We start from the raw sequence: 26,165 nt of genomic DNA on the forward strand, positions 1-26,165 counted from the left end.
GGGTCCGGCACATTGGTGGGTGTCGGCAGAGGCGGTGGAGGTATCTCCCAGGCGTTGAGCACTGGGGAGGCTCCCCGACCCGCCGGCGCCGAACGGCGCCAAGGACCTCCGGAGCGGCTCCCGGACCTCCATGGACGCCATGGACGCGCAAGCCCGGTCCTGACCCGGCCCGCGTCCTTCGCGGGGACCGCCGTCGTCCCGCCCCCCGGCAACGGGGGTGCGGCGGTCCCCGCGACAGTCTTTGCGGCTGAACCGCCGCCGCTCTCGCGGAGGTGGTGGCGCGCCGTCGTGGTTGCTCCATTGACGGTTGCGGTCGTGGTCGTTCTCGACCACCCGGCAAGCGGAGCCGCTCAGTCTTTCTCGGCCGACCTGCCAGACAGCAGTTCCGGGTGGAGGCGGACGGCCTGGGTCGCGTTCACGCCGACGATGCCGATCCAGGCGGCGATGATCCCGGACAGCCCCGCGAGGGCGCCGGCGATGGCGGACAGCGGGATGGCCAGCACGAGGGTGAGCAGGGCGAATCCGTAGCGTTCGCCCCAGGAGTCGGCCGGCTGCGAGCGCCGGCCGCGCGCGACCGCCATCTGCTGCTCGGCCAGGTGCCGCCGCACCCGGCGGTCGACCGTGTCGTCGATGCGCTGCTCGACCTTCTCCAGGAAGGAGTCGACCAGCGCTGAGTCGTACTCCTCGCCCAGTTCCCTGCGGGCCCGCACGGTGGCGTCGAGGTCCTTCCCGATGTCGACGTGGTCGACACGGTCGGCGTGCGGGGCGGGGCCGGCGTGCTGCGGGTCGCTTGCGCTCATGTGCCTCACCCTAGGGAGCGCTCACGCCCGCCGCACTGGGGACAACCCCCCTGTCCGCGCTGGGGCCGGCAGGAAGGTCATCGGGCCTGAGGCACCTCTTCCTGAGCGGCGCCCGGAGCGTGCTCCGCCGACTCCGGCAGATGCGCCGTGTTCCGCCGTGCGACCAGCCAGTACAGCAGCGCCGGCACGACCAGGCCGACGATCCAGGAGACGTCCGCGCCGCCCAGCGGCTCGACCAGCGGGCCGGTGTAGAAGCTTGTCGAGAGGAACGGCAGCTGGGCCAGCAGGCCCACGGCGTAGACGGCGAGGGCGTCCCAGCGCCACGCTCCGTAGCGGCCCTGCGGGTCGGAGAGGGCCGGGATGTCGTAGCGCTCCTTGGAGATCAGGTAGTAGTCGACCAGGTTGATCGCCGACCAGGGGGTGAAGAAGGTCAGCAGGAACAGCAGGAACTCCTTGAAGGAGGACAGGAAGCTGTCCTTGCCGAGCAGGGCCACCGCGGTCCCGGCCACCATGATCAGCGCGATGTAGGCGGCCCGCCCGCGCTGCGACAGCACCCGCTGCCCCTTGAAGCCGCTCACGCTGGTCACCAGCGACATGAAGCCGCCGTACGTGTTGAGCACGTTGACGGTGAGCTTGCCGAGGGCGATCACGAAGTAGAGGAAGGACGCCACGAGGCCGGTGCCGCCGAGCGCGACGATGTAGCCGACCTGGCTGTCCAGGAACTTCGCGCCCGCCGTGGCCGCGACCAGCACGCCGAAGGTCATCGACCACTGCGAGCCCAGCGCGGACCCGGACAGCGTCCACCAGAAGGTGGCCTTCGCCGAGGTCGTGCGCGGCAGGTAGCGCGAGTAGTCCGCCACGTACGGGCCGAACGCCAGCTGCCAGGACGCCGACAGCGACATCGCCAGCAGGAACATCGGCAGCGAGAAGTGCGCGTTGTGCAGCAGGGTGCCGAGGTCCACGCGGTCCAGGAGCCTGATGCCCAGGTAGACGAAGGCGAGCGCGCAGATCACGCTCGCCACGCGGCCCAGCGTGTGGATGACCCGGTAGCCGACGGCCGCCACGACGGCGGTGACGACGGCGAAGGTGATGATGCCGGTGGTGTCGTCGGTGTGCGTCAGTTCGCCGACCGCCTGCCCGGCCAGCACGCTGCCGGAAGCGAAGAAGCCGACGTACATGACGACCACCAGCAGCAGCGGCACGACCGCCCCGCGCACCCCGAACTGGGCCCGCGACTGGATCATCTGCGGCAGGCCGAGCCTGGGGCCCTGCGCCGAGTGCAGGGCCATCACGGCGCCGCCGAGCAGGTTTCCGAGCAGCAGGCCGATGACCGACCACACCACGTCGCCGCCGAAGATGACCGCGAGTGCGCCCGTGACGACGGCCGTGATCTGCAGGTTCGCCCCCAGCCACAGGGTGAACTGACTGAAGGCCGTGCCGTGGCGCTCCTCGTCCGGGACGACGTCGATGGAGCGCAGTTCCACCAGGTTGCTCATTTACTTCACCAGTCCGTGCTGCTCGGCGTAGGCGTTCGCCACGTCTTCCGGGTCCTTCTTGTCCTTGTCCACCTGGCGGTTCAGCTCGGCTGGGTCGGAGAACACCACCCCGGTGCCGTTCGGGAAACGCTTGTGGACCGCGTCGAACCGGATCATGAGATGTCCCTTGCCCGGCTGTATAACATCATGCAGAGTTCTTGGTGTGTGAATAGGTTGTCAATGCTCCAGCGTGAATCCGCGGCAACGGATGTCCGTAGAGCAAGATCGAGTGTCCGGATTGAGGGGAGTTTGGGCCTAATGTCGTCTCGCATCGTGGACGTGTCGGAGTCCGTACGGTCCGCGACGGTGCTGCTCGACGGGACCGGGCTCGGCGTCGAGGACGTCGTACGCCTCGCCGACGGGACGGCCCGGCCGGTCCCCGGGGCCGACGCGCTGCTCCGGGCGGAGCACTCCTGGAACGCCGCACGGCAGATCGCGGCCACCGGGCGCGTCTACGGCCGCTCCACCGGCGTCGGCGCCAACCGGAACGAGGACGTGCCCACCGAGGCCGCCGCCGAACACGGCCTGCGCCTGCTGCGCAGCCACGCCGGCGCCATCGGCGAAGAGCTCCCCGCCCGGGAGGTGCGCGCGATGCTCGCCGTCCGGGCCAACCAGTTGCTCGCCGGGGGCGCGGGGCTGCGGCCCAGCGTGGTCACCGCCCTGTGCGAGGCGCTGGAGACGGGCGCGTATCCGGTCGTCAACGAATTCGGTTCCGTCGGCACCGGCGACATAGCCACGCTGGCCCAGTTGGGGCTGGCGCTGGCCGGGGAGCACCCGTGGCGGGGTACGGGCGCACCCGAGCCGCAGCCCCTCGACAACAACGACGCCCTCGCCCTGATCAGCAGCAACGCCCTCACCCTCGGCCAGGCCGCCCTCGCCCTGCACGAACTGCGCGGGCTGATCGGCGCCACCCAGGTCGTCGCGGCGCTCTCCCTGCTCGCCGTCGACGGCTCCCACGAGGCCTACGCCGCCCCCGTGCACGCCGCGCGCCCGCACCGGGGGAGCGTCGAAGTGGCCCGGCGGATGCGGGAGCTGATCGGCGCCGCCGACCGGCCGACGCCCCCGCTCGGCCGGATCCAGGACCCGTACGGCTTCCGCTGCCTGCCCCAGATCCACGGCCCCGCCCACGACGCGGCCGACGCCCTGGACGACGTCCTGGCCGTGGAGATCAACGCGGCGGCCGAGAACCCGCTCATCGCCCCCGAGGACCACGCCGCCTACCACCACGGCGGCTTCTACCAGGCCCAACTCGCCCTCGCCCTGGACCACTTCAGGCTCTCCCTGACCCAGGTGGCCCGCCTGTCGACGTCCCGCCTGTCCACGCTCAACGAGCCCGCCTACACGCGCGTGCGCCCCTTCCTGGCCGACCGCGAACCGGCCTCCTCCGGCGTGATGATCCTGGAGTACGCGGCCGGAGCGGCCCTCAGCGATCTGCGGGCCTTCTCCGCTCCCGCCTCGCTCGGCCACGCTGTACTCTCCCGAGGCGTCGAGGAACAGGCGAGCTTCGCCTCGCTCGCCGCGCGGCAGACCCTGCGCGCGTGCGGCGCGTACCGTCTGGTGGTCGGCTGCGAACTCGTCGCGGCCGTACGGGCGCTGCGCCAGCGCGACCTGAGGCCCGACCCGGGGCTGCCGGCCGGGCAGGCCTTCGCGCTCGCCGAGTCGGTCCTCGACGCCGACCAGGCCGACCGGCCGCTCACGGGCGACGTGACGGCGGCGGCCGCACTGCTCGACCGGTTCACGGAGATCTGGAGGGGGAGCACGTCATGAGCGTGGACAGGAGTACCGAGGTGACGTCCGGTGTCATGGACAGCCCGGCCACCCGGCTGCAGACGCTCTTCGAGGGCCACCGGCTCACGCCGACGCAGCGCCGCATCGCGCACAGCATGGTGCGCCGGGCCGCCGACGTGCCGTTTCTGTCCAGCGTGGAGCTGGCCGAGCTGGCCGGGGTCAGCCAGCCGTCGGTGACCCGGTTCGCGGTCGCCCTCGGCTTCGACGGCTACCCGGCGCTGCGCAAGCACCTGCGCGAGGTCGTGCCCGTCGAACCGGCCGCCGAGGCCGGCTCCTACAACGAGTACCAGCAGGCCGTCGAGGCCGAGATCGAGAACCTCAAGCACCTCGCCGAGCTGCTCGCCGACCCCCGCCCGGTGCAGCGGGCCGGCCGGATCCTGGCCGCCTCCCGGCCGCTGCCGGTGCTCGGACTGCGTGCGGCCGCCTCGCAGGCGTACGGCTTCGCCTACTTCGCCGCCAAGGTCCACCCGGACGTCCGGCTGCTCGACGAGGGCGGCACGATGATCGAGGACCGCATCGACGCGGCCGTCCGCGCCGGTGCCTCGGCGCTGCTGTGCTTCGCGCTGCCCCGGCATCCGCGCGAGGTCATCGACACCCTCGCCTATGCCAAGGCGGCGGGCCTGACCGTGGTCACGGTCGCCGACTCCGCCTTCGCGCCGGTCGCGGGGCACTCCGACCTGCTGCTGCCGGCCGCCGTCGGCACCGGGCTCGTCTTCGACACCGCGTGCGCTCCGATGCTGCTCGGACGGGTGCTGCTGGAGGCGCTCTGCGACGACCTGCCGGACGCGCAGGCCCGGCTGGAGGAGTTCGACGCCAACGCGGCGGCCCGCGGTCTCTTCGCCGAGTGACCCGGCGCGCCGGGTCGACGGGGCCGGGGGCCCGGCGGGCAGGGCGGCCGTCGAGGGGCCCTGCGGTACGGGTGCCGCGGCCGGCGACGCGGCCCCGGACGGGACCCGCCGCCGTACCGCCGTCCCCGGACAGAACAGCTAGACCTCCAGGTCCTCCTCGATCTTCTTGAGCTGGTGCCGGGCCATGGCCAGATTGGCCCGGGAGGAGTCCAGGACCAGGTAGAGGAACAGGCCGTTGCCGCCGCGGCCCTTGAGCAGGCGGATCAGGTGGTACTGGTCCGACAGCGTGATCAGGATGTCCTCGATCTCGGTCTTGAGGCCGAGGTGCTCCATCGTGCGCATCTTGGCGCGGATCACGTCCGTGTTGCCGGCGGCGGCCACGTTCAGGTCGAAGCTCTTGCTGCCGCCCATCGTGCCCAGCGCCATCCCGCTGGTGTAGTCGACGAGCGCGACGCCGGTGGCGCCCTCGATGGAGGTCAGCGCCTCTTTCAGTGCGGTCTCGGTGTTGGCCATGACGGTCCTCTCAACTGTTCAACTGTCGGTTGTGGTGCGCGCTTCGGCGGTCGTGGCGCGTGGCGCGCGCGTGGTTCTGGTCCGTGGTGCGGATGCGGTCCTGGCGGCCGTCCGGGTGGCCGGTGCGGCCTGTGCGGCGGCCTCGGCCGCGTCGAGCAGCTCCCCGACGCGGGCGCCCGCGCGGCGGCCCTCCAGGTGCAGCCGGCCGACGTTGACCCGGTCCTGGGCCAGCAGCGTCAGGACGGCGGTGCGGCCGGCCGCGTAGGTGGCGACGTAGCCGCCCTCGCCGCGCACCAGCAGCTCCCGGAAGTGGCCGTTCCCGGTGGCGTCGGCCACCCGCACGGCGACGCCGAGCGCGGCCGCGGTGAGCGCGGCCAGGCCCTCCGGGTCGACACCCGGGGTGTCGTGGGCGACGACGAGACCGTCGACACCGGCGGCGAGGGCGCCGGTGAGCTGCGGCACGCGGGTCCGTAGCCGGCGCAGCTCGTCCAGGACGGCTTCGAGGTCCTCCTCGGACACCATCAGCTCTCTCCTCTCGGCGGGTTGGTGCCGTTCAAAGCGCCTCCAGCGCATCCCTGAGCCTCTTCAGCAGCGCGATGTCGGGGTCGGTGACCGTGAGTGCGGGAGCCGGCGGGTCCGGCGGCGGCGCGGGCGCCGTGGGCACGGGCCGCACGAGTCCCGCCCCCGCAAGCCGGCGGACGTCCACCAGCGTGTGGAACGCCTGCCGGCCCAGGTCGCGGGCGATCTCCGGGGCCGTGCGGACGCCGTCCACCCGGTCCAGGACCGCCCGGGCGCGTGGGGTGACCGGCGCCGCGGCGGCCGGGGCGGCGCGGCTCAGCGGGGCGCTGTCCGTCGCCGGGTCCGGCCACAGGCGGTGCAGCAGCAGCCGGCGGCGCAGCGTCTCGCGTTCCAGCGCGATGACCGGGACCGAGGGCAGCGGGCCCAGGCGGGGCGCGCTGTCGTAGCGGAAGCGGCCCGGGGCGCTGCTCGGCGAGAGCGCGAAGAACCCGGCGTCGTACAGCGCGTCCAGGTGGCACAGCTCCAGGGCGCCCTCCGGCAGCAGCCTCTCGGCCAGCAGCAGGACGGCCGCGTCGACCGGGCCGTCGGCCTGCCCGGCCGCTTGCTGCCAGGCGGCGCCGGCGAGGGTGCCGTGGGCCGTGAGGAGCACGTCGAGCCCCGGGGCACGGGGGCTCTCGGCGTGCACCACCCGGCCCTCGGCGAGGTGCAGGGTGCCGTGCTCGCGGACGAGGACGCCGGTGGCCTGTTCCTCGGCGAGCCGCCGCAGCATCGGCGACAGCGCGCCCGCCGTGCTGTCCTGCTCCGCGGCCCTGGCCCGCACCGGAAGAGGCGGAGGTGTGGTGACCATCGTCATCCCAGCACCAGCCGGGCGGCCATCTCGCTCAGCCGGATCCGGGCGAGCGCGAGGTTGCCCTCCTCGCGGCCGAGCCACAGGTGCAGGAAGACGCTGCTGTCGAAGGTCGTGGTCACGAACCGCAGCAGGTGGTAGCTGTCGTGGTTGCTGACGATCACGTCCTCGACGGGCGGCCGCCCGTCCTCGCCCGCGTCGGCCGCGAAGGCGCCGTGCTCGGCGGCCAGCCGGGCCAGCTCGGCCGCCTCGGCCGCGGTGGTCTCGTGGTCGCCCCCGGGGGCGTCCCCGACGGTGCCCAGCGCCAGCCCGCTCGTCCAGTCCACCAGCGCGGCCCCCCGGGCACCGGGCAGCCGCATCGCTTCCAGTAGACACTCGTCGATTCCGGGCACGCCCGGTCCCCTCCCCGCTGTACTCCGGCTGAGTGACACGGACTGTACGCAACGTGTGCGCGAGGGGTGAGGGGTTTGGCATTTTCCGGTGGAACATGCCTCCGGCGTACTAGAGTGCCTCAACTGACGGCTGTTTCCCGCCAGTTGAGCCATTCATGCGAGATGGGGCAGAGCTGCGTCAACGGCTCCCGGGCGCGCGCAGGGTGGTGAGGGCGGTCGCGTGCGCTCCTCCGGATTCGGCCACCACCTCCGCCAGGGTCTGCGGCTCCCGCACCGTCGCGAAGGCCACGCCGCCCGCGTCGCCGGGCGCGAAGCCGTAGATCCCGGGCCGGGCGAGGGAGTTGTAGGCGTAGTGGTGCGCGAAGTAGTACGCGCCCGTGTCCAGGGCCGCCGCGTAGTCGCCCTGCTCCAGCAGGGGCAGCGTGCGCCCCTCGGCGAGCAGGTCGCCGGAGAAGCAGGCCGGGCCGGCCACGTCCTGCACCACCCCGGGGCCCGGCTTGGGCCGCCCCTTGGCGTCGTACGCGGCGATCCGCAGCGGCCACGCCTGCGGCACGTACACCGTCCGCGTGGCCACCTGCACGCCCGCGTGCGTCACCGCGATCCGCCGCCCGCCCGCGCTCTTGGCGTACTCCACCCGGGCCACCACCGTGCCGTGCCGGGCCAGCAGTGACCGCCCGAACTCGGTCACCAGCCCGTACCGTCCGTCGAACAGCCCCGGCACCTCACGCGCCAGCAGCCGCGCGTACGCGGCGTACGTCGGCTCCGTCGCCTCCGCCGCGAAGTTCACCGACAGCCCGCCGCCGATGTCGAGCGTGTCGATCTGCCGCCGGCCGAGCCGCGCGTTGATCTCCTCGGCCAGCCCGTACGTCTCCGCCACGCCCCGCACCAGCAGCGGCAGCGGGATCCCCTGCGAACCGGTGTGCGCGTGCAGCCGGGTCAGCCACGGCCGCTCGGCGAACGCTCCGACGACCCACTCCATGGCCCCCTCGTCGCGCAGGGCCACCCCGAACTTCGAGGTCGCCGTGGCGGTGGAGGTGGCCCCGATCGTCCCGCCGCCGATCTGCGGATTCACCCGGAGTCCGAGCGGCGAACGGGTGGGCGAGGCGTCGACCAGGGCGTCGATCCGGGCCAGCTCCTGCGGATTGTCCGCGTTCACGGCGACGCCCAGCGCCAGCGCCTCGCGCAGCTCCGCCTCCGTCTTGGCGGGAGCGTCGAACACCGTCCGCCCGGCCGCGACCCCGGCCGTCCGCGCCAGCGCCAGCTCGCCCGGGCTCGCCACCTCCGCGCCGATGCCCTCCTCGTTCAGCAGCCGCAGCACCGGCACCAGCGGGGTCGCCTTCACCGCGAAGGCGTGCAGCACCGGGGTCCCCGGCGCCACGACCGCGTCGAACGCCGCGCGCAGGGCCGCCGCCGACTCCCGGATGCCGGTGACGTCCAGCAGGCCCACCACCGGCGCGTCCGGGCCCAGCAGGCCCTGCTCGACCGCGCCCCGCACCGCCTCGTCCCGCCGGGCCGCGCGCTCCCGGGCCTCGCGCTCGATGTCCTGCTCCACGGCTCTTTCCCCGTCCTGTCGGCCTTCCCGTCCCTGTCCGCGACTCCAGCCAAACACTCGCGGCGCCCCGGCGTGTCACGCACGACGTATTGACTAGTTCTATTCAGGAAGTCAGGATGTGAATAGAGCCAGTAACAGACAGAGCCGATGACAGAAGGAGGCAGACGATGTCGGGACCCCGCCCCGTACGAGCAGCGCGCGGCACGGAACTGAGCGCCCTGGGATGGCAGCAGGAAGCCGCTCTGCGGATGCTCCAGAACAACCTCGACCCCGAGGTCGCGGAGCACCCCGACAAGCTCGTCGTCTACGGCGGCACCGGCAAGGCCGCCCGTGACTGGCGCTCCTTCGACGCCATGGTCCGCACCCTGCGGACCCTCAAGCAGGACGAGACCATGCTGGTCCAGTCCGGCCGCCCGGTCGGCGTCATGCAGACCCACGAGTGGGCCCCGCGTGTGCTCCTCGCCAACTCCAACCTGGTCGGCGACTGGGCCAACTGGGAGGAGTTCCGCCGCCTGGAGGCCCTCGGCCTGACCATGTACGGGCAGATGACCGCCGGCTCCTGGATCTACATCGGTACCCAGGGCATCCTCCAGGGCACCTACGAGACCTTCGCCGCCGTCGCCGCGAAGAAGTTCAACGGCACCCTCGCCGGCACCATCACCCTCACCGCCGGCCTCGGCGGCATGGGTGGCGCCCAGCCGCTCGCCGTGACCATGAACGACGGCGTCGCCATCTGCGTCGACTGCGACCCGCGCGCCATCGAGCGCCGCATCGAGCACCGCTACCTGGATGTCAGGGCCGACAGCCTCGACCACGCCCTCCAGCTGGCCACCGAGGCCCGCGACCAGCGCAAGCCGCTGTCCATCGGCGTCCTCGGCAACGCCGCCGAGCTGGTCCCGCAGCTGCTTGCGATGAACGCGCCGATCGACATCGTCACCGACCAGACCTCCGCGCACGACCCGCTGGCCTACCTGCCGGTGGGCGTCGCCTTCGAGGACATGGCCGACGCCGCCGCCAAGGACCCGGCCGGCTTCACCACGCGTGCCCGTGAGTCGATGGCGAAGCACGTCGAGGCCATGGTCGGCTTCATGGACGCGGGCGCCGAGGTCTTCGACTACGGCAACTCCATCCGCGGCGAGGCCCAGCTGGCCGGCTACGACCGCGCCTTCGCCTTCCCCGGCTTCGTCCCCGCCTACATCCGCCCCCTCTTCTGCGAGGGCAAGGGCCCCTTCCGCTGGGCCGCCCTGTCCGGCGAGGCCTCGGACATCGCCAAGACCGACAAGGCGATCCTGGAGCTGTTCCCGGAGAACGAGTCGCTGCACCGCTGGATCAAGATGGCCGGCGAGCGCGTCCACTTCCAGGGCCTGCCCGCCCGTATCTGCTGGCTCGGCTACGGCGAGCGCGACAAGGCCGGCGAGCGCTTCAACGACATGGTCGCCTCCGGCGAGCTGGCCGCCCCGCTGGCCATCGGCCGTGACCACCTCGACTGCGGCTCCGTCGCCTCCCCGTACCGCGAGACCGAGGCCATGCTCGACGGCTCCGACGCGATCGCCGACTGGCCGCTGCTGAACGCCATGGTCAACGTGGCCTCCGGCGCGAGCTGGGTGTCCATCCACCACGGCGGCGGCGTGGGCATGGGCCGCTCCATCCACGCCGGCCAGGTGTCGGTGGCCGACGGCACGAAGCTCGCCGGCGAGAAGGTCCGCCGTGTCCTCACCAACGACCCCGGCATGGGTGTCATCCGGCACGTGGACGCGGGCTACGACATCGCCGAGTCCGTCGCGCAGGAGCGCGGGGTCCGGGTGCCGATGCGCGAGGGTGACGACGCGTGAGCCAGCATCAGAACGAGTTCGGTCACTCTCCGGTGGCCGAGCCCTCGGCACCGGGTTCGAGGCCGAACGGCGACACCTCGCGCTCCGGTGACTCCTTCCACGCGATGTGGCGCGACCTGCTCCCCATCGGCCGGCACGCCGACTCCGGCGGCTACCGACGCTTCGCCTGGACCGGCGCCGACGCCGACTGCCGGGTCTGGTTCAAGGAGCAGGCCGAGGCGCGCGGGCTGTCGTACGAGCTCGACCGGAACGGGAACCAGTGGGCCTGGCTCGGCGACCCCGCCGCCGGCGACGCCGTCGTCACCGGATCGCACCTGGACTCGGTGCCGGACGGAGGCGCCTTCGACGGGCCCCTCGGTGTCGTGTCCTCCTTCGCCGCCCTGGACGAGCTGCGCGAGCGGAACGTGCGCTTCACCAAGCCCCTGGCCATCGTCAACTTCGGTGACGAGGAGGGCGCCCGGTTCGGACTGGCCTGTGTCGGGTCGCGGCTCACCTCCGGGCAGCTGACCGTCGAGGCGGCGAGGCTGCTCACCGACGGCGAGGGGATCAGCCTCCCGAAGGCCATGGAGGCCGCCGGGTACGACCCCGAGGCCATCGGACCCGACCCGGAGCGCCTGGACCGCATCGGCGCCTTCGTCGAACTGCACGTCGAGCAGGGACGCGCACTGGACCTGTCCGGCGACCGGGTCGGCGTCGCCAGCGCCATCTGGCCGCACGGCCGGTGGCGGTTCGACTTCCGGGGCGAGGCCAACCACGCGGGCACGACCCGGCTCGTGGACCGGCACGACCCGATGCTGTCGTACGCCGAGACCGTCCTGGCCGCCCGCCGTGAGGCACAGCTGGCCGGTGCCGTCGCCACCTTCGGCAAGATCTCCGTCGAGCCGAACGGCGTCAACGCCATCCCCTCCCTGGTGCGCGGCTGGCTCGACTCCCGTGCCGCCGACCAGGCGACCCTGGACACGGTCGTCGGCGGCGTCGAGAAGGCCGCACGGGAGTACGCGAAGGCCCACGGCATCGACCTCGACGTCGTCCGGGAGTCCTTCACCCCAGTCGTCGAGTTCGACCACGCCCTGCGCGACGAACTCGGCCGCATCCTGGGCAAGGACACCGGCCTGACGGTGCCCGTCCTCGGCACCGGGGCCGGACACGACGCCGGAATCCTCTCCGGCCGCATCCCGACCGCCATGCTGTTCGTGCGCAACCCCACGGGCGTCTCGCACTCCCCGGCCGAGTTCGCGGCCGAGGACGACTGCGTGGCCGGCGTGCACGCGCTCGCCGACGTACTGGAAGGACTGGCCTGCAGGTGACCAAGGGAACCTATTGGTTGGAGCACGCCTGGCTCGGCACGAACGTCGAGCCGGGCGTGGCCCTGGACGTGGAGAACGGGCGGATCAGTGCCGTCCGCACCCAGGTGCCCACCCCGCCGCCCGGCGCCGAGATCCTGCGCGGACTGACGCTGCCCGGCCTCGCGAACGCCCACAGCCACGCCTTCCACCGGGCGCTGCGCGGCACCGTCCAGGTCGGCAGCGGCACCTTCTGGACCTGGCGCGAGGTGATGTACTCCGTCGCCGACCACCTGACCCCGGAGACGTACCTCGCCCTCGCCCGCGCGGTGTACGCCGAGATGGCCCTGGCCGGCATCACCTGTGTCGGCGAGTTCCACTACGTGCACCACGCCCCGGGAGGCACCCGCTACGCCGACCCGAACGCGATGGGCGAGGCGCTGATCGCGGCCGCCGCCGAGGCCGGTATCCGCATCACCCTCCTCGACACCTGTTACCTGTCCTCCGGCTTCGGCGAGGCCCCGAACACCCACCAGCTGCGCTTCTCCGACGGCAGCGCGGAGGCCTGGGCAGAACGCTGTTCAGTTCTCAAGGAACGGGATCACGCGCGGATCGGAGCGGCGATCCACTCCGTACGGGCCGTGCCCGCCGACCAGCTGGCGACCGTGGCCCGCTGGACGGAGGAGCGGCGGGCCCCGCTGCACGTGCACCTGTCGGAGCAGACCGCCGAGAACGACGCCTGCCTCGCCGCGCACGGCCGCACGCCCACCCGGCTGCTCGCCGACCACGGAGTCCTCGGGCCGCGCACCACCGGTGTGCACAACACCCACCTCACGGACGAGGACATCGCCCTGCTCGGCGACTCCGGCACCGGCACCTGCATGTGCCCGACGACCGAGCGGGATCTCGCGGACGGCATCGGCCCGGCCGTCGCCCTCCAGCGGGCGGGCTCCCCGCTCTCCCTCGGCTCCGACAGCCACGCCGTCATCAACCTGCTCGAAGAGGCGCGCGCGATGGAGCTGAACGAGCGCCTGCGCACCCGCACCCGGGGCCACTGGACCGCCGCCGCACTTCTGCGGGCCGCCACCGCCGACGGCCACGCCGCCCTCGGCTGGTCGGAGGCCGGCGCCATCGAACCGGGAGCGCTCGCCGACCTGACGACGGTCGCCCTCGACTCGGTCAGGACGGCCGGGACGCTGCCCCGACTGGGCGCCGAGACGGCCGTATTCGCGGCGAGCGCCCCGGACGTGCGGCACACGATCGTGGGAGGACGCCAGGTCGTACGGGACGGCGTCCACACGCTCGTACCGGACGTGTCGTCCGCTCTCGCGGACGCGATCGAAGCCCTGCGCGGCTGAACCCCATCGGCATCTCTGAGGACACCATGAGCAGCAGCACCGTCATCACCAACATCGCCACGCTGGTCACCAACGATCCCTCCCTCGGTGACAACTCGCCCCTGGGCCTGATCCAGGACGCGGCCGTCGCCATCGAGGGCGACCGCGTCGTGTGGACCGGTGAATCCAGCAAAGCACCCGCCACTGACAACCGGGTCGACGCGGGCGGCCGGGCGGTGCTGCCAGGCTTCGTGGACTCCCACTCGCACCTGGTCTTCGCCGGCGACCGCACGCAGGAGTTCAACGCCCGCATGTCCGGCCGCGCGTACAGCGCGGGCGGCATCCGCACCACGGTCGCGGCCACCCGCGCCGCGACCGACGCGGAGCTGGAGGCCAACCTCACGCACTACCTGGCGGAGGCGCTCCGCCAGGGCACGACCACCTTCGAGACGAAGTCGGGTTACGGCCTCACCGTCGAGGACGAGGCCCGCGCCCTGCGCATCGCGGCCCGGCACACCGAAGAGGTGACGTACCTCGGCGCCCACGTCGTCTCCCCCGACTACGCCGACGACCCGGCGGCCTACGTCGCCCTGGTCACCGGCGAGATGCTGGACGCCTGCGCGCCGCACGCCCGCTGGGTCGACGTGTTCTGCGAGAAGGGCGCCTTCGACGGCGACCAGGCCCGCGCGATCCTCACCGCCGGCAAGGCGAAGGGCCTGCTCCCGCGCATCCACGCCAACCAGCTCTCCTACGGCCCCGGCATCCAGCTGGCCGTGGAGCTGGACGCGGCGAGCGCCGACCACTGCACCCACCTCACGGACGCGGACGTGGACGCGCTCGCGGGCGGCAACACGGTCGCGACCCTCCTGCCCGGCGCCGAGTTCTCCACCCGCGCCGAGTGGCCGAACGCCCGCCGCCTGCTCGACGCCGGCGTCACGGTCGCGCTCTCCACGGACTGCAACCCGGGCTCGTCCTTCACCTCGTCCGTGCCGTTCTGCATCGCCCTGGCCGTCCGGGACATGGGCATGACCCCCGACGAGGCGGTCTGGTCGGCCACCGCGGGCGGTGCCGCGGCCCTGCGCCGCACCGACATCGGCCGTCTCACCCCGGGTGCCCGCGCCGACCTGACCCTGCTGGACGCCCCCAGCCACGTCCACCTGGCCTACCGGCCGGGGGTGCCGCTGGTCAGCGGTGTGTGGCGCCAGGGCGTACGGGTGGTGTGACCTCGGTCCTCACCCGACCTGTTCTCGCGGGGCGGCCCCGGCCCTCACCCGGGCCGCCCCGCGTGCCATTTCGACGCGTTCCCGTCGGCAGGCTCCAGCCCCACGTCGTAGCCGCCGGTGGCGGTCACCGCCGTGCCCCGGTCGATGTGAGGGACGATCAGCCCGTCGTCGTACACGGAGAACCTGAGGTTCTCCCCGTTGCCGCTGTCGACCGAGGAGCAGGTCCAGATGCCGACGCCGCGGTCCGTCGCGCCCCTGCTGTCGAGACAGAAGTCGTCGTCGGCATAGGACTGGATGACCTGGCGCCCGGCGTCGACACGCCACAGCTGCGTTTCGGTGCCGTCGCACGGTGCGACGACCACGTCGTTGCCGTTTTCGAACCGGCCGTCCCTGGCGTCCAGGCACCACCCGGTCGCGTTGTTGACGATCGTGGCGTAGATGCCGTTCGGCGCGTGGGCCGACGGAGCCCGGGGCGGCCTGGAGGTGGGCGCGGGCGCGGGCGGGGGAGCCGCCGGCGTGGTCGGCCGATGTGACGTCCGAGTGGGGGACGGGGACTTCGTCGTGTGCGAGGGACTCGGGGACGCGGACGCAGACCCAGACGGGGACATGGAGACCGTGGCCGTGACCGTCACCGACGGGGGCGTGGGAGTCGCCGCCACCGGCTGACTCCGGGGATCGTCGGAGGGCGACAGCACAAGCACCAGGAGCGGGACGAGGACCACGGCCACGGCCGCCGCGGCCAGCAGATAGCGCCTCCGTGACGGCCAACCGGGGCCTGCCGCAGGGGAATCGGGCGACGGGGGCGCCGAGTCGCCGTCCCGCACGTACGACGTTCCCCGCCACGGCAGCAGACCCTCCGCCAGTGCCTGCCTCGGGGTGTCCCGCAGGGCGGCCAGGTCCTCGATCGCGGCCGCGCAGTACGGACAGTGCGCCCGGTGCGCCTCCAGATCGGCGCTGTAGCGCGGGGCGTCCGGCCGTACCGCCTCCTCGATCAGCCGGCGGAAGTCGGCGCAGCGCGGGTCGTCGGAGGCCGCCAGACGGTGCCTCAGGCAGGCCTGGGACAGCGCCTTGAGGGCCTGAGGGGTGTCGTAGACGACGTCGGAGGGACTGATTCCGAGGAACGCCGCCGTCCGCTCCGGGGGTTCCTGTTCGAGGACGCCGTACCAGAGCAGGCCCTGGATCCGGGAGGAGAGCGACTGGAACGCGGGCAGCAGCGGCGGGGTCGGTCCGTCGGGCGGTCCGCCGGAGTTCAGGACCAGCAGCAGCCCCGGGTCCAGGCCCGCCGCCCGCTCGTCGCGTGCCCAGGCGGCCGCCGAGCGGGCGGCCACGAGCAGCAGATGGTGCCGCAGCGGGACGGTCGGCTCGACGCCGCGCGCCGTGTCACGGGCCGCCGTGGTGAGCGCCTCCGTGGCCAGCCGGCGGGCGGTGGAACCGCTGGTCGTGCACAGTCCGGCGTAGGCGAGGACCGACGCCAGATGCCGGCGGCGCAGCTCCTGCAGTGCCGGGTAGGCCGTCGCGGAGGCAGCGCGGAGCAGTTCGGTCAGCCGCGCGTCCGGGACGTTCTCGATGCCCTCGCCCGAACCCTCGCCCGACTCGGCCCGGTCGCCCTGAACCATGCGTATCCTCCGTCCCCCAACACTCCGACGTACCAGTCGGTTTGGGTGGCCCATGGTGCTTGAGGGGCGCTCTCGGGAAAAGAGGTTACCGAGGGTAATTGAATAACGGTTCGCGCAACGGCCCTGCGCGTCCGGCGCGTTCGAGCCACGGCGCGGCCAAGCACCCCCGCGCGGCGAGGTGTTCCGCACGGCGAAGTGCCTGTACGACGAGGTAGCCCGCGCGGCGAAGCGCCTCTGAACGACGAAGCGGCCCGGCGTGTTCCGCCGGGCCGCGTCGCGTGAGTCGACGGAGGGCCTTCCCGCCCGCCACCCCTCCGGTCGATCGCGCGCCGTCATTCCTCGACGGTCAGTCCCCTGCGCAGCCGCACCAGCGTGCGCGACAGCAGCCGCGAGACATGCATCTGGGAGATGCCGAGCTCGTCGCCGATCTCCGACTGCGTCATGCCCGCGACGAAGCGCAGGGACAGGATCATCCGGTCCCGGGGCGGCAGTTCGGCGATCAGCGGCTTCAGCGACTCGACGTACTCGATGCCTTCGAGCCCGTGGTCCTCGTACCCGATCCGGTCCGCGAGCGCGCCCTCGGAGTCGTCCTCCTCGGGCTGGGCGTCCAGGGAGGAGGCGGTGTAGGCGTTCGAGGCGGCCATGCCCTCGACGACCTCGTCCTTGGAGAGGCCGAGCCGCTCGGCCAGTTCCGGCACGGTGGGGGCGCGGTCCAGTCGCTGGGCCAGCTCGTCCCCGGCCTTGGCAAGGTCCAGCCGCAGCTCCTGAAGCCGGCGCGGTACGCGCACGGACCACGAGGTGTCACGGAAGAAACGCTTGATCTCGCCGATGATGGTCGGCATCGCGAAGGTGGGGAACTCCACGCCTCGGGAGAGTTCGAAGCGGTCGATCGCCTTGATCAGTCCGATCGTGCCGACCTGGACGATGTCCTCCATCGGCTCGCTGCGGGAGCGGAAGCGGGAGGCGGCGAACTTGACCAGCGCGAGGTTCAGCTCGACGAGCGTGTTGCGGACGTACGCGTACTCGTGCGTGCCTTCCTCCAGCGACTCCAGCCGCTCGAAGAGGGTCTTCGACAGGGCCCGCGCGTCGACGGGGCCGACCTCGTCGAAGGGGGGGATCTCCGGGAGTCCCTCGAGGGGGTCGAGGGAGTCGACGGGATCGATGGGATGATCCAGCTGATCCGGTGGGGGTGTCGACGTCGCGACCTGGGTATGCGATTCGTCGAGCCGGGGTGACATGGGTGTCCTCCATCGTTTTCGGCGTATGGCTGCCGAAGCCAATTCGTGCACTGCGGAGTGCGGCGCCTCCAAAGCCGGCGTGTAGCGGAATCTGTCCTTACTAGCCCTACCGGCTCGACGGGCGCGATCGCAAGTGCGTTCTGTGGTGATGTGTCTGGCTTTGTGGGGTTGTTCGGGTGTCGGAGGACGTTCGGAAGGCGTAATGTTCGAGGGCATCGGCAGCAGCCACGACCTCGGGAGAGAGAGACGGCATGGACCACGGGACGGTCGGCAGCGCACAGTCGGGCCGGCTTCTGGTGGAGGTGCGGGAAGAAGGCTCCAGCGCCGTAGTGACACCTGCGGGTGAGCTGGATCACCACACCGCCGATCTCCTGCGCGAGCCGCTCGACGGCCTCCTGGCGAAGGGGTTCTCACGGCTCGTGGTGGACTGTTCACGCCTGGAGTTCTGCGACTCCACGGGCCTGAACGTTCTGCTCGGGGCGCGCCTGAAGGCAGAGGCCGCCGGGGGCGGAGTCCACCTGGCGGGCATGCTGCCCGTAGTCGCGCGTGTGTTCGAGATCACGGGCGCCGGGGCGGTCTTCACCGTCCATGACTCCATCGAGGCGGCGCTGGCCGACGAGGCCGACTGACCCCCGCCCCGGCCGCCCGGGTGCGGCCGCCGTCCCGTACGTCGTCGCGCGAGCCGGGGCGAACAGGGGCGAAAAGGGGGTGTCCCGCCGGATCGGCCGGGCAGGAGACATCCAGAAACCCGTCGGCCGTCCGTGACGCTTCGGCCGCCGGACCGGGCCGGACCAGACCGGACCAGACTGGACTGGAACAGATCGGACCGGATTCCGGCCAGAGGTGAACCGGACCGTCCCGGACCCGACGGCCCGGGAACCGGCGGACGGCCCGGGTGCGAGGTAGGGACGAAAGGCGGAGGACCGGCGGACGACGACGGCGGCACGTGCGGACCCCAGGGGACGCCGGAATCCGGATGGACAGCGGATTCCAGGCGGACCGGAGCGGACGCCGGAGGAACCGGCCGGCCCGGAACGGAGCCGGACATTGAATCGTGAACTGGTGAATCGGTGAGGTGAGGCGCTGATGAGCACCACCCGGCCCTGCTCGCCGGGCGACCGAGGCCCGGAGCCGACGGGCGCTTCCGGGGTGTCCGAGGAGAGCGCGCAGGCGGACGGCGTGTCCATGGGGACAGCGGCGCCGTCCGCGTCGGCCGAGGCCGCGCAGGAGACCCGGGGGCGTCAGGTCCGCCGGCTGCGCCTGGACGGCGAGAGCGGGGTCGTTCCGCTCGCCCGGGACTTCACCCGCCAGGCGCTGTACGCGTGGGGCTGGCTGCCCGCCGCCACCGCCGACCAGCGCGCCGCCGCCGAGGACGTGCTGCTCGTGGTCTCCGAACTGGTCACCAACGCCTGCCTGCACGCCGGGGGCCCCGACGAACTGTTCCTCGCCTGCGACGACAAGGTGATCCGGCTGGAGGTCACCGACCGCGGCACCGGCCAGCCGGCCCCCCGCACCCCGCACCGCGCCGGGCGTCCCGGCGGGCACGGCATGTTCATCGTGCAGCGACTGTGTCTGGACTGGGGCGTCGTCCGCACCCCGGGCCGCGCGGGCAAGACGGTCTGGGCGGAACTGGGCGCCCCTGTGTGACCGGGCGCGGGGCGATCCCGGTCCGCCCGGACCGCCCCGTCACGACCGCCACCCGGGTCACCGTCTCCACTCGGTCTGCCGTGCGCGCCGGATCGACACAACTCCGGCGTGTGACGCGTCTTCCTTCCTCACGGCCCCCGGCGTACCTTGACGGCCAAATCTGATGTCCCGTCAGGAATGAATGGGGTGGACCGTCCGTGTCGTACCCGAAACGAACCGCCGCGCTCGCGTCCGCCGCGGCGCTGGCAGGGGCGGCCGTGCTGCTGGCCGCGCCGGCGGCCCACGCCGACGTCGTCGACGTCAACTACCGGTGCAAGACGCCGATCGGCGAGAAGAGCGCCCTCTCGCCCATCGACATCAAGGGGGTGAAGAGCGGCAGCGGATACCGGATCACGATGTCCTGGCAGAAGGGCGTCTCCTCCAGCCCGGTCGAGCTGGGCAAGGGTGCGATGAGCCCGAGCGCCACCATCGACCTGGGCGGCGCCGACAGCGGCACGCTCGCCGTCTCCGGGCCGCCCAACGCGGCGGCGATACCCGCCAACACCCCCATCAAGATCAGCGACTTGACCGGCACCTACACGCCGAGGAAGACCGGCAAGGTCACCTTCACGGCGGCCACGCTCACCATCAAGGCCCTCGGCACGACGACGACCTGCACACCGACCAACAACCCCAAGCCGTCCCTGAGCCTGGACGTGACGGCGGCCGGCGGTGCGAGCAACGCCTCGTCGTCGTCGACCGGCGGCTCCGGCGCCCAGCTTCCGCAGACCGGCCCGGAGGACTCCGCGGTCGCCCTCGGCACGCTCGGCGGCACCGTGCTGCTCGCGGGTGCGGCGGGCGCCCTGTGGCTGACCCGCCGGAACCAGGCCGTCCGCCGCTGAACCCCCGTCATGGAGCCGCCCATGCAGTCCGCCGCCCGCGCCCTGCCCCGCCCACGGCGCCTGCGCCCGGCCCGCTCTCTGCCGGTGACCCGCTCACTGCCCGTGGCCCTGTGCCTGCTGGCGCTGTGGGGCGCGGCGCCCGCCGCCTGGGGGGCACCCCTGCGCGCGGAACAGGGCGGCTGGTCCCTCGCCCCGTCGGGGACCGGCCGCCCCTCCTTCTACGCCGAGGGCCCGCCCGGTGCGGTGCTGCAGGACACGGTGTCCGTCACCAACCCCGGGCGCACCCTCGTCGGCATCCACTTCACCGGCACCGGCGTCCGGATTGCCTTTGCCGAGCGGGACGTGCGCGTACCCGCACGCACCCGGGCCGAGGTGCCCTTCACAGTGACCGCGCCGGCCGGGACCGGGCCCGGTGACCGCTCCGGCGCGATCGTCGCGCGCGCGGCCGACGGCCGGACCGAGACCGTCCCCCTGCGCCTGCGCATCGGCGGCCCGGCGCTCGCCGCGCTGACCGTCGAGCATGTGGCCGTGCACGGCGACCGCATCACGTACGAGCTGGTCAACCGCGGTACGACCGTCCTCGTGCCCCGGCTCGCGGTGCGCGCGGACGGTGTCCTCGGCCGGGTCCTGGACCGCGCGCCGCGCACCCTGCCCGTCCACCTGCGCCCGAGCGCCCGCATGCGACTCACCGAGCCCTGGCCGGACCGGCCGGCCCTGGACGCGGTCGACGTACGGCTGACGGTCACGGCGGCCGGCGGAGCGCGCGACACGGCGACCGCGTCGGCGCGGTTCGTGCCGTGGGGAGCGCTGGCGGGGGTGGCCGGTGCGGTGCTCGCGGGTGCGGGCGCGCTCATCGTCGTACGGCGACGGGGCCGCCGTACGACGGACGGCGACCCGGAGTCCGGCGTGCCGGTGTCGGATGCCCCCGTGCCTGAAACATCGTCCACCGACGCCGAGTTGACGGGAGGTGCGGTGAAGTGAGCGGCACCGTACGGATGGTGTGGCTGCCCGTGCGGGCCGCGGCGCTCGCGCTGCTCGTCCTGCTGCCGCTCGCCGGGCCGGCGACCGCGGCGACGGCCGCGGCATCAGCGGGCGCGCGGCCGGGTGTGCGACTGTCCGCGCCGCAGGCGGGTACCGGCGGTTCGATCACCGTCGGCGGGAGCGGCTGGCGGCCGCGCACCCTGGTGATGATGCTGATCTGCGGGCGCGCCACCCCGGACCGCGGGGTGATCGGCGGCACCAACTCCTGCGCCAACGCGGACGGCCGGGCCGTGACCACCGACGCCGACGGCGCCTTCGCCACGAAACTGCCGGTCGCCGAGCCGCCGGTGCCCTGCCCCTGCGTGGTGCACGTGGCCACGGTGACCGGTGCGAAGGCAGAGGCGGACGCGGTCTTCCAGGTGGCCGGGCATCCCGTCGCCCCGCTGCCCGCCGAATCCTCCGGTGGCCGCCTGTCGATCCTGTCCGACACGCAACTGACCGGCTCCAGCGGGTTGCTGACCTGGTTCGGCGCGCCGCCGAGCCGCACCCTGGTCTTCACCGCCGGCAACGTCGGCACCGCTGCCATCAAGGACCCGGTCTTCAAGGTCGGCACCGCGCACGGCGTCTTCGCGCCGCAGTGGGACGAGCAGCAGTGGCGCGGCACCCTCGCCCCCGGCAAGAAGGCCCGGATCAAGCTGCCGATCGAGCTGTCGACCGGGGCCCACGGCGACTACACCGTGTCCCTGCGGTACGGCGGCAAGGTCCTCGCCGAGCAGCCGTGGGGCGTAGGACGCCCCTGGGGCGTGACGCTGTTCTGGATCCTGCTGTGCCTGGTCGTCCCGGCCGCGCTGTTCCGCGCCGGCATGGCCGTCGTGGACCGGGTACGGCCGCGGCGGCCCGGCGCCGTCCGTCACCGGCGCCTCGCCCGGCCCGTCCTGCGACTGCCCCTCTCCCGCACCCCCGCGACCCCCGGGCCCGAGCCCGAACCGACTCCGACCCTGCCGTGGTTCACCCCGGACTCCGCTCCGGGCGCCCCGGCCGGCCGGCTCTCCGCACCGCACGACGACAACCCGACGAGTCCTACGACTCCCACCCAGAAGGGACCCCCGTGAGCATGCGAAGGAGAGGTACACCGGCTCGCAGGACGGGCGCCGCCGGCGCCGCACTGGTGCTGTGTTCGGCGGGCGTGCTGCTGGGCGTGGCGGCGACGCCCGCGCAGGCGGCCCAGGTGTCGTTCGCCACCCACTGCGTGCCCCCGGCGGGCATCACCCCCGTCGACGGCACCACGAAGGTGGAGATCACCGCGCCGGCCACGGCGAAGGTCGGCGACACCGTCGGCATCGTGTGGAAGTTCGCGCAGGCGGCGTCCAAGAACCCGGACATCATCGACCTGCCCGCCAACTCGGTGCAGCCGTCCGGGGTGCTCAAGGCCGCCGGGGCGCAGACCGGCGACATCGCCATGCAGGGCCCGCGGCAGAACCCGGCGATCCCCAAGGGCGCCGACATGGTGCTGTCGGACATGAAGGGCACCCTGAAGCTGACGGCGCCCGGTGAGGTGACGCTGACGCCGGACGCGTACACGGTCAACGCGATGTCGACGGACACCAAGTGCACGCCGAAGGAGACCGTGCAGAAGGCGGCGACCATCGAGGTGACCGCGGGCGGCGGCGGCTCGTCCGCGCCGCCCGGCCAGTCGGCGAGCCCGAGCGGCAGCGCGAGCCCCTCGGCCAGTGCGAGTCCCAGTGGAGGGGCGAGCCCGTCGAGCGGCGGCGGCAGCGGCCAGACGGACTTCACCGGCAAGGAGGTCCAGATCCCGTACGCCTGCAAGACACCGATCGGCGACAAGAACGCGACCTCGCCCGTGCAGATCAACGCCAGGAAGAACGGCGGGAGTTACGACCTCACCGTGCAGTTCAAGAAGTCCGTGATGGACAGTCCCGCCGACATCCCCAAGGGCTCCGTGAAGCCCTCGATGGAGGTCGTGCTGGGCGGCGCCGACAAGGGCACTGTGCATGTGGAGGGGCCGGCGAACGCCAAGGACATCAAGTCCGGCGACCCGATCGAGATCCCCGATCTCACCGGCACCTACAAGCCGGGCGCGAGCGGGACGTCGACCCTGTCGCCGGGCGTGCTGACCGTCAAGGCCCTCGGTACGACGACCACCTGCACGCCCACGAAGACGGAGGTCTCGCTCACCCTGGACACCGCCCAGCAGCCGGGCGGCGCCTCGGGCGGCACCTCGACCTCCGGCGGCTCCACCACGGCCGGCGGGAGCAGCAGCGGTGCGGGCGGCCTCGCCGAGACGGGTTCCGGTGACCACGGCGCCCTGAAGGCCCTCGGCCTGGTGGCGGGCACGGCGATCCTGCTGGGCGGCGCGGTGTTCACGTTCATGCCGAAGCGCCGGATGCGCTGACCGGCGGACACGCACGGAGGCAGAAGAAAGAGGGCCACCGCATCGCTGTGATGCGGTGGCCCTCTTCTGCGCGAGGGACGACGTCAGTTCATGTCGCCCATGAGCTTGTTGACCTTCTTGCGGTACATCCACACCGCGACACCGGCGACCACGGCGAGCACGGCCTCCAGGGCGACGAAGCCCATCTTGTCGAGGTTGACGCCGCCGACGGCCGGGTTGGACAGCAGCGCGGTGACCGAGTCGCCCGCGGTGACCGCGAGGAACCAGACGCCCATCATCTGCGAGGCGTACTTCTTCGGCGCCATCTTGGTCGTCACGGACAGACCCACCGGAGACAGCGTCAGCTCGCCGACCGTCTGGACGAAGTAGATCGCGACCAGCCACATCGCCGCGGCCTTGTGACCGCCCTCGGCGATCGACAGCGGGGCGAGGAAGAGGAAGAACGACGCACCGACCAGCACGAGGCCGGAGGCGAACTTCACGATCGTGCTCGGCTCCTTGCCGCGGCGGTTCAGCCACAGCCACAGCCAGGCGAAGACCGGCGCCAGGGCCATGATCATGACCGGGTTGACCGACTGGTACCAGGAGACCGGGAACTCCCAGCCGAGGATGGTGTTCTCGGCCTTGCCGTCGGCGAAGATCGACAGGGTCGAACCGCCCTGGTCGTAGATCATCCAGAAGACGGCCGCGGCCACGAAGAACCAGACGTACGCCGACACCCGCGAACGCTCGGTGGTGTCGAGGTCCTTGTCCTTCAGGATCCGCGTGATGACCACGATCGGCACGATGAGGCCGATGATCGTGAGCGGGATCAACGCCCAGTTCAGGGTGAAGTGGCCGCTGCCGCCGACGACACCGTAGAAGACCGCGGCGACGGCCAGCCAGATCAGGCCCTTGCGCAGCGCGGCCTTCTTCTCCTCGGCGGACAGCGGGGTCGGGACGACGTCGCTCTTCGGGCTCAGGTGGCGGCCGCCGAGCAGGTACTGGGCCAGACCCAGCGCCATGCCGACCGCGGCGAGCGCGAAGCCGAAGTGCCAGTTGACGTTCTCACCGACGGTGCCGATGACCAGCGGGGCGGCGAAGGCGCCCGCGTTGATGCCGATGTAGAAGAGGGTGAAGCCACCGTCACGGCGCGCGTCGTCCGGGCCGTTGTAGAGGTGGCCGACCATCGTGGAGATGTTGGCCTTCAGCAGACCGGAACCGATGGCGACGAGACCCAGACCGACGAAGAAGCTGACGGACGCGGGCAGGGCCAGGCACAGGTGGCCGATCATGATGATCAGGCCCGACACGGCCACCGTCTTGCGGGGGCCGAGGACGCGGTCCGCGAACCAGCCGCCCGGCAGGGCGAGCAGGTAGACGAGCGACACGTACACCGAGTAGATCGCGGTCGCCGTGCCCGCGTTCAGGTGCAGGCCGCCGGGGGCGACCAGGTACAGCGGGAGCAGGGCCCTCATGCCGTAGTAGGAGAAACGCTCCCACATCTCGGTCATGAAAAGAGTGGCCAAGCCCCGGGGGTGGCCGAAGAAGGTCTTCTCGGAACCGGGGGTGCCCGGAGTGACCGAGTCCTTCGTCAGGCTGGACGCCATGGTCGTTCCTTGCTGGTCGGGACGCGCATGTGAGCGCTGCGCGCCCGGTGGGGTGCGGCCGGCACCGGCAGGTCGGTCGTCCACCCCCCACGCCCAGGGGGAGTCCGCCCCGGATCGCGGAGCGGAGGACGGCGACCACCGGGATCCACGCCCTGGACGCGTCACTGCGTCCGAGCCCGGCCAGGGGTCGTTCCTTTCGAGGCTGAAATTCATCAACCCGTACACAAAAGAGACCTTCAGCGTCATGTGCCCGCCAAAGGTCCCCGGTGTACTACAGGCGTACGGGTCACCATACGGCAGCACACTGCCGGATATGGAAGGACTTGAGACGCGGATCACAGGTTTCGAGGGAACCGCGAGACCTGATTCGAAGGTCTCTTCCACGATCTCATCCCAGGGGCAATGGTTCGTACCAGTGATGTACGAAGGTAAGAACGCCGGGAAGCGATCACACCCCGACACCATGGGCGGGCGGACTACCATCACCTCATGACCCGTGTACTGCTCGCCGAGGACGACGCTTCCATCTCGGAGCCGCTGGCCCGCGCCCTGCGCAGGGAAGGGTACGAGGTCGAGGTCCGCGAAGACGGACCCACCGCGCTCGACGCCGGAATGCAGGGCGGTGTCGATCTGGTCGTCCTGGACCTGGGCCTGCCCGGCATGGACGGCCTGGAGGTCGCCCGCCGGCTGCGCGCCGACGGCCACACCGTACCGATCCTCATCCTGACCGCGCGGGCCGACGAGGTGGACACCGTCGTGGGTCTGGACGCGGGCGCCGACGACTACGTGACCAAGCCCTTCCGGCTCGCCGAACTGCTCGCCCGGGTCCGGGCCCTGCTGCGGCGCGGCGCCGCCGAACCGCAGCAGCCGCCGACCACGCACGGGGTGCGGATCGACGTGGAGTCGCATCGGGCCTGGATGGGGGACGAGGAACTCCAGCTCACCGCGAAGGAGTTCGACCTGCTGCGCGTTCTCGTCCGGGACGCGGGCCGGGTCGTCACGCGGGACCAGCTGATGCGTGAGGTGTGGGACACCACGTGGTGGTCGTCGACCAAGACGCTCGACATGCACATCTCCTGGCTGCGCAAGAAGCTGGGCGACGACGCGGCGAACCCCCGGTACATCGCCACGGTGCGTGGAGTCGGCTTCCGGTTCGAGAAGAGCTAGGCGCTGTCGCTGGGGCTCGGCCGGGTTCGCGGTCGCGCCCCAGGGGGCCTGCGGGATGTGCGGGTGCCGCGTCGGCGGGGGGACCCCCGTCGCGGCGGAGCCGCATGTCGACACAGCCCCGCGCCCCTTCGGGTGTTGCGACACTGGTGTCGTAGAGCCACCCC

At 72.4% G+C, this 26,165-nt stretch carries 24 protein-coding genes; 13 read left to right on the forward strand and 11 right to left on the reverse strand.

The window, feature by feature from the left end; all coding sequences use genetic code 11:
- Positions 1–350: 350 nt before the first annotated feature.
- The 3 genes from ACWD5D_RS18205 to ACWD5D_RS18215 form a co-directional block, all read right to left on the reverse strand.
- Entirely contained in the window at positions 351–800 is a 450-nt protein-coding gene (locus ACWD5D_RS18205; RefSeq protein WP_451373699.1) for a hypothetical protein, read from the reverse strand.
- 77 nt (positions 801–877) lie between these two features.
- Positions 878–2,296: a purine-cytosine permease family protein gene (locus ACWD5D_RS18210; RefSeq protein ID WP_451373700.1), complete on the reverse strand. Its 1,419-nt coding sequence runs from the start codon at positions 2,294–2,296 to the stop codon at positions 878–880.
- Positions 2,297–2,452 (reverse strand): hypothetical protein, encoded by a 156-nt coding sequence (locus tag ACWD5D_RS18215; RefSeq protein WP_451373769.1) that lies wholly within the window; start codon positions 2,450–2,452, stop codon positions 2,297–2,299.
- 141 nt (positions 2,453–2,593) lie between these two features.
- Between ACWD5D_RS18215 and ACWD5D_RS18220 the strand changes: the two genes are divergently transcribed.
- Together ACWD5D_RS18220 and ACWD5D_RS18225 are read left to right on the forward strand one after the other, a co-directional pair.
- Positions 2,594–4,102 (forward strand): aromatic amino acid ammonia-lyase, encoded by a 1,509-nt coding sequence (locus tag ACWD5D_RS18220; protein ID WP_451373701.1) that lies wholly within the window; start codon positions 2,594–2,596, stop codon positions 4,100–4,102.
- The gene (locus ACWD5D_RS18225) at positions 4,099–4,971 is read left to right on the forward strand and encodes a MurR/RpiR family transcriptional regulator (protein ID WP_451373702.1); all 873 of its coding nucleotides are present in this window, start codon (positions 4,099–4,101) and stop codon (positions 4,969–4,971) included. The genes ACWD5D_RS18220 and ACWD5D_RS18225 overlap by 4 nt, the downstream gene beginning before the upstream one ends.
- Before the next feature lie 138 nt (positions 4,972–5,109).
- Here the strand turns inward: ACWD5D_RS18225 and ACWD5D_RS18230 are convergent, their stop codons facing one another.
- The 5 genes from ACWD5D_RS18230 to ACWD5D_RS18250 form a co-directional block, all read right to left on the reverse strand.
- Positions 5,110–5,484, reverse strand: a complete 375-nt coding sequence (locus ACWD5D_RS18230; RefSeq protein WP_451373703.1) for a hypothetical protein — start codon at positions 5,482–5,484, stop codon at positions 5,110–5,112.
- Between the two features lie 18 nt (positions 5,485–5,502).
- On the reverse strand, positions 5,503–6,006 hold the full coding sequence (locus ACWD5D_RS18235; protein ID WP_451373704.1) for a roadblock/LC7 domain-containing protein: 504 nt from the start codon (positions 6,004–6,006) through the stop codon (positions 5,503–5,505).
- 31 nt (positions 6,007–6,037) lie between these two features.
- The gene (locus tag ACWD5D_RS18240; RefSeq protein ID WP_451373705.1) at positions 6,038–6,856 is read right to left on the reverse strand and encodes a transcriptional regulator; all 819 of its coding nucleotides are present in this window, start codon (positions 6,854–6,856) and stop codon (positions 6,038–6,040) included.
- A complete protein-coding gene (locus ACWD5D_RS18245) occupies positions 6,853–7,242 on the reverse strand; it encodes a hypothetical protein (protein ID WP_451373706.1) in 390 nt (129 codons plus the stop codon). The genes ACWD5D_RS18240 and ACWD5D_RS18245 overlap by 4 nt, the downstream gene beginning before the upstream one ends.
- Before the next feature lie 178 nt (positions 7,243–7,420).
- Complete coding sequence (locus ACWD5D_RS18250) at positions 7,421–8,794, reverse strand: diaminopimelate decarboxylase (RefSeq protein ID WP_451373707.1); 1,374 nt, start codon at positions 8,792–8,794, stop codon at positions 7,421–7,423.
- 167 nt (positions 8,795–8,961) lie between these two features.
- Between ACWD5D_RS18250 and hutU the strand changes: the two genes are divergently transcribed.
- The 4 genes from hutU (at position 8,962) to hutI (ending at position 14,469) form a co-directional block, all read left to right on the forward strand.
- A complete protein-coding gene (hutU, locus tag ACWD5D_RS18255) occupies positions 8,962–10,626 on the forward strand; it encodes a urocanate hydratase (RefSeq protein ID WP_451373708.1) in 1,665 nt (554 codons plus the stop codon).
- 104 nt (positions 10,627–10,730) lie between these two features.
- The gene (locus tag ACWD5D_RS18260; protein ID WP_451373765.1) at positions 10,731–11,933 is read left to right on the forward strand and encodes an allantoate amidohydrolase; all 1,203 of its coding nucleotides are present in this window, start codon (positions 10,731–10,733) and stop codon (positions 11,931–11,933) included.
- On the forward strand, positions 11,930–13,267 hold the full coding sequence (locus ACWD5D_RS18265) for a formimidoylglutamate deiminase (RefSeq protein ID WP_451373709.1): 1,338 nt from the start codon (positions 11,930–11,932) through the stop codon (positions 13,265–13,267). Before ACWD5D_RS18260 ends, ACWD5D_RS18265 begins: the two co-directional genes overlap by 4 nt.
- Before the next feature lie 26 nt (positions 13,268–13,293).
- The gene (hutI, locus tag ACWD5D_RS18270) at positions 13,294–14,469 is read left to right on the forward strand and encodes an imidazolonepropionase (protein ID WP_451373710.1); all 1,176 of its coding nucleotides are present in this window, start codon (positions 13,294–13,296) and stop codon (positions 14,467–14,469) included.
- Positions 14,470–14,513: 44 nt separating this feature from the next.
- Here the strand turns inward: hutI and ACWD5D_RS18275 are convergent, their stop codons facing one another.
- Complete coding sequence (locus ACWD5D_RS18275; protein ID WP_451373711.1) at positions 14,514–16,085, reverse strand: ricin-type beta-trefoil lectin domain protein; 1,572 nt, start codon at positions 16,083–16,085, stop codon at positions 14,514–14,516.
- 332 nt (positions 16,086–16,417) lie between these two features.
- Entirely contained in the window at positions 16,418–17,323 is a 906-nt protein-coding gene (locus ACWD5D_RS18280; protein ID WP_451373712.1) for an RNA polymerase sigma factor SigF, read from the reverse strand.
- Between the two features lie 251 nt (positions 17,324–17,574).
- Here ACWD5D_RS18280 and ACWD5D_RS18285 point away from each other — a divergent pair, with 251 nt between their 5' ends.
- The 6 genes from ACWD5D_RS18285 (at position 17,575) to ACWD5D_RS18310 (ending at position 23,245) form a co-directional block, all read left to right on the forward strand.
- Complete coding sequence (locus ACWD5D_RS18285; protein ID WP_451373713.1) at positions 17,575–17,952, forward strand: STAS domain-containing protein; 378 nt, start codon at positions 17,575–17,577, stop codon at positions 17,950–17,952.
- Positions 17,953–18,409: 457 nt separating this feature from the next.
- Positions 18,410–18,970, forward strand: coding sequence for an ATP-binding protein (locus tag ACWD5D_RS18290; RefSeq protein WP_451373714.1), 561 nt, complete (start codon positions 18,410–18,412; stop codon positions 18,968–18,970).
- A gap of 197 nt (positions 18,971–19,167) precedes the next feature.
- The gene (locus ACWD5D_RS18295) at positions 19,168–19,851 is read left to right on the forward strand and encodes an LPXTG cell wall anchor domain-containing protein (RefSeq protein ID WP_451373715.1); all 684 of its coding nucleotides are present in this window, start codon (positions 19,168–19,170) and stop codon (positions 19,849–19,851) included.
- A 21-nt stretch (positions 19,852–19,872) separates the two neighbouring features.
- On the forward strand, positions 19,873–20,832 hold the full coding sequence (locus ACWD5D_RS18300; RefSeq protein ID WP_451373716.1) for a hypothetical protein: 960 nt from the start codon (positions 19,873–19,875) through the stop codon (positions 20,830–20,832).
- A 14-nt stretch (positions 20,833–20,846) separates the two neighbouring features.
- Complete coding sequence (locus ACWD5D_RS18305) at positions 20,847–21,944, forward strand: hypothetical protein (RefSeq protein WP_451373766.1); 1,098 nt, start codon at positions 20,847–20,849, stop codon at positions 21,942–21,944.
- A gap of 2 nt (positions 21,945–21,946) precedes the next feature.
- A complete protein-coding gene (locus tag ACWD5D_RS18310) occupies positions 21,947–23,245 on the forward strand; it encodes a hypothetical protein (RefSeq protein ID WP_451373717.1) in 1,299 nt (432 codons plus the stop codon).
- An 83-nt stretch (positions 23,246–23,328) separates the two neighbouring features.
- Here the strand turns inward: ACWD5D_RS18310 and ACWD5D_RS18315 are convergent, their stop codons facing one another.
- Positions 23,329–24,834: a peptide MFS transporter gene (locus ACWD5D_RS18315; RefSeq protein WP_451373718.1), complete on the reverse strand. Its 1,506-nt coding sequence runs from the start codon at positions 24,832–24,834 to the stop codon at positions 23,329–23,331.
- Positions 24,835–25,323: 489 nt separating this feature from the next.
- Between ACWD5D_RS18315 and ACWD5D_RS18320 the strand changes: the two genes are divergently transcribed.
- Positions 25,324–26,001, forward strand: a complete 678-nt coding sequence (locus tag ACWD5D_RS18320) for a response regulator transcription factor (RefSeq protein WP_451373719.1) — start codon at positions 25,324–25,326, stop codon at positions 25,999–26,001.
- Positions 26,002–26,165 lie beyond the last annotated feature (164 nt).

The organism is Streptomyces sp. NPDC002520, from assembly GCF_053595235.1.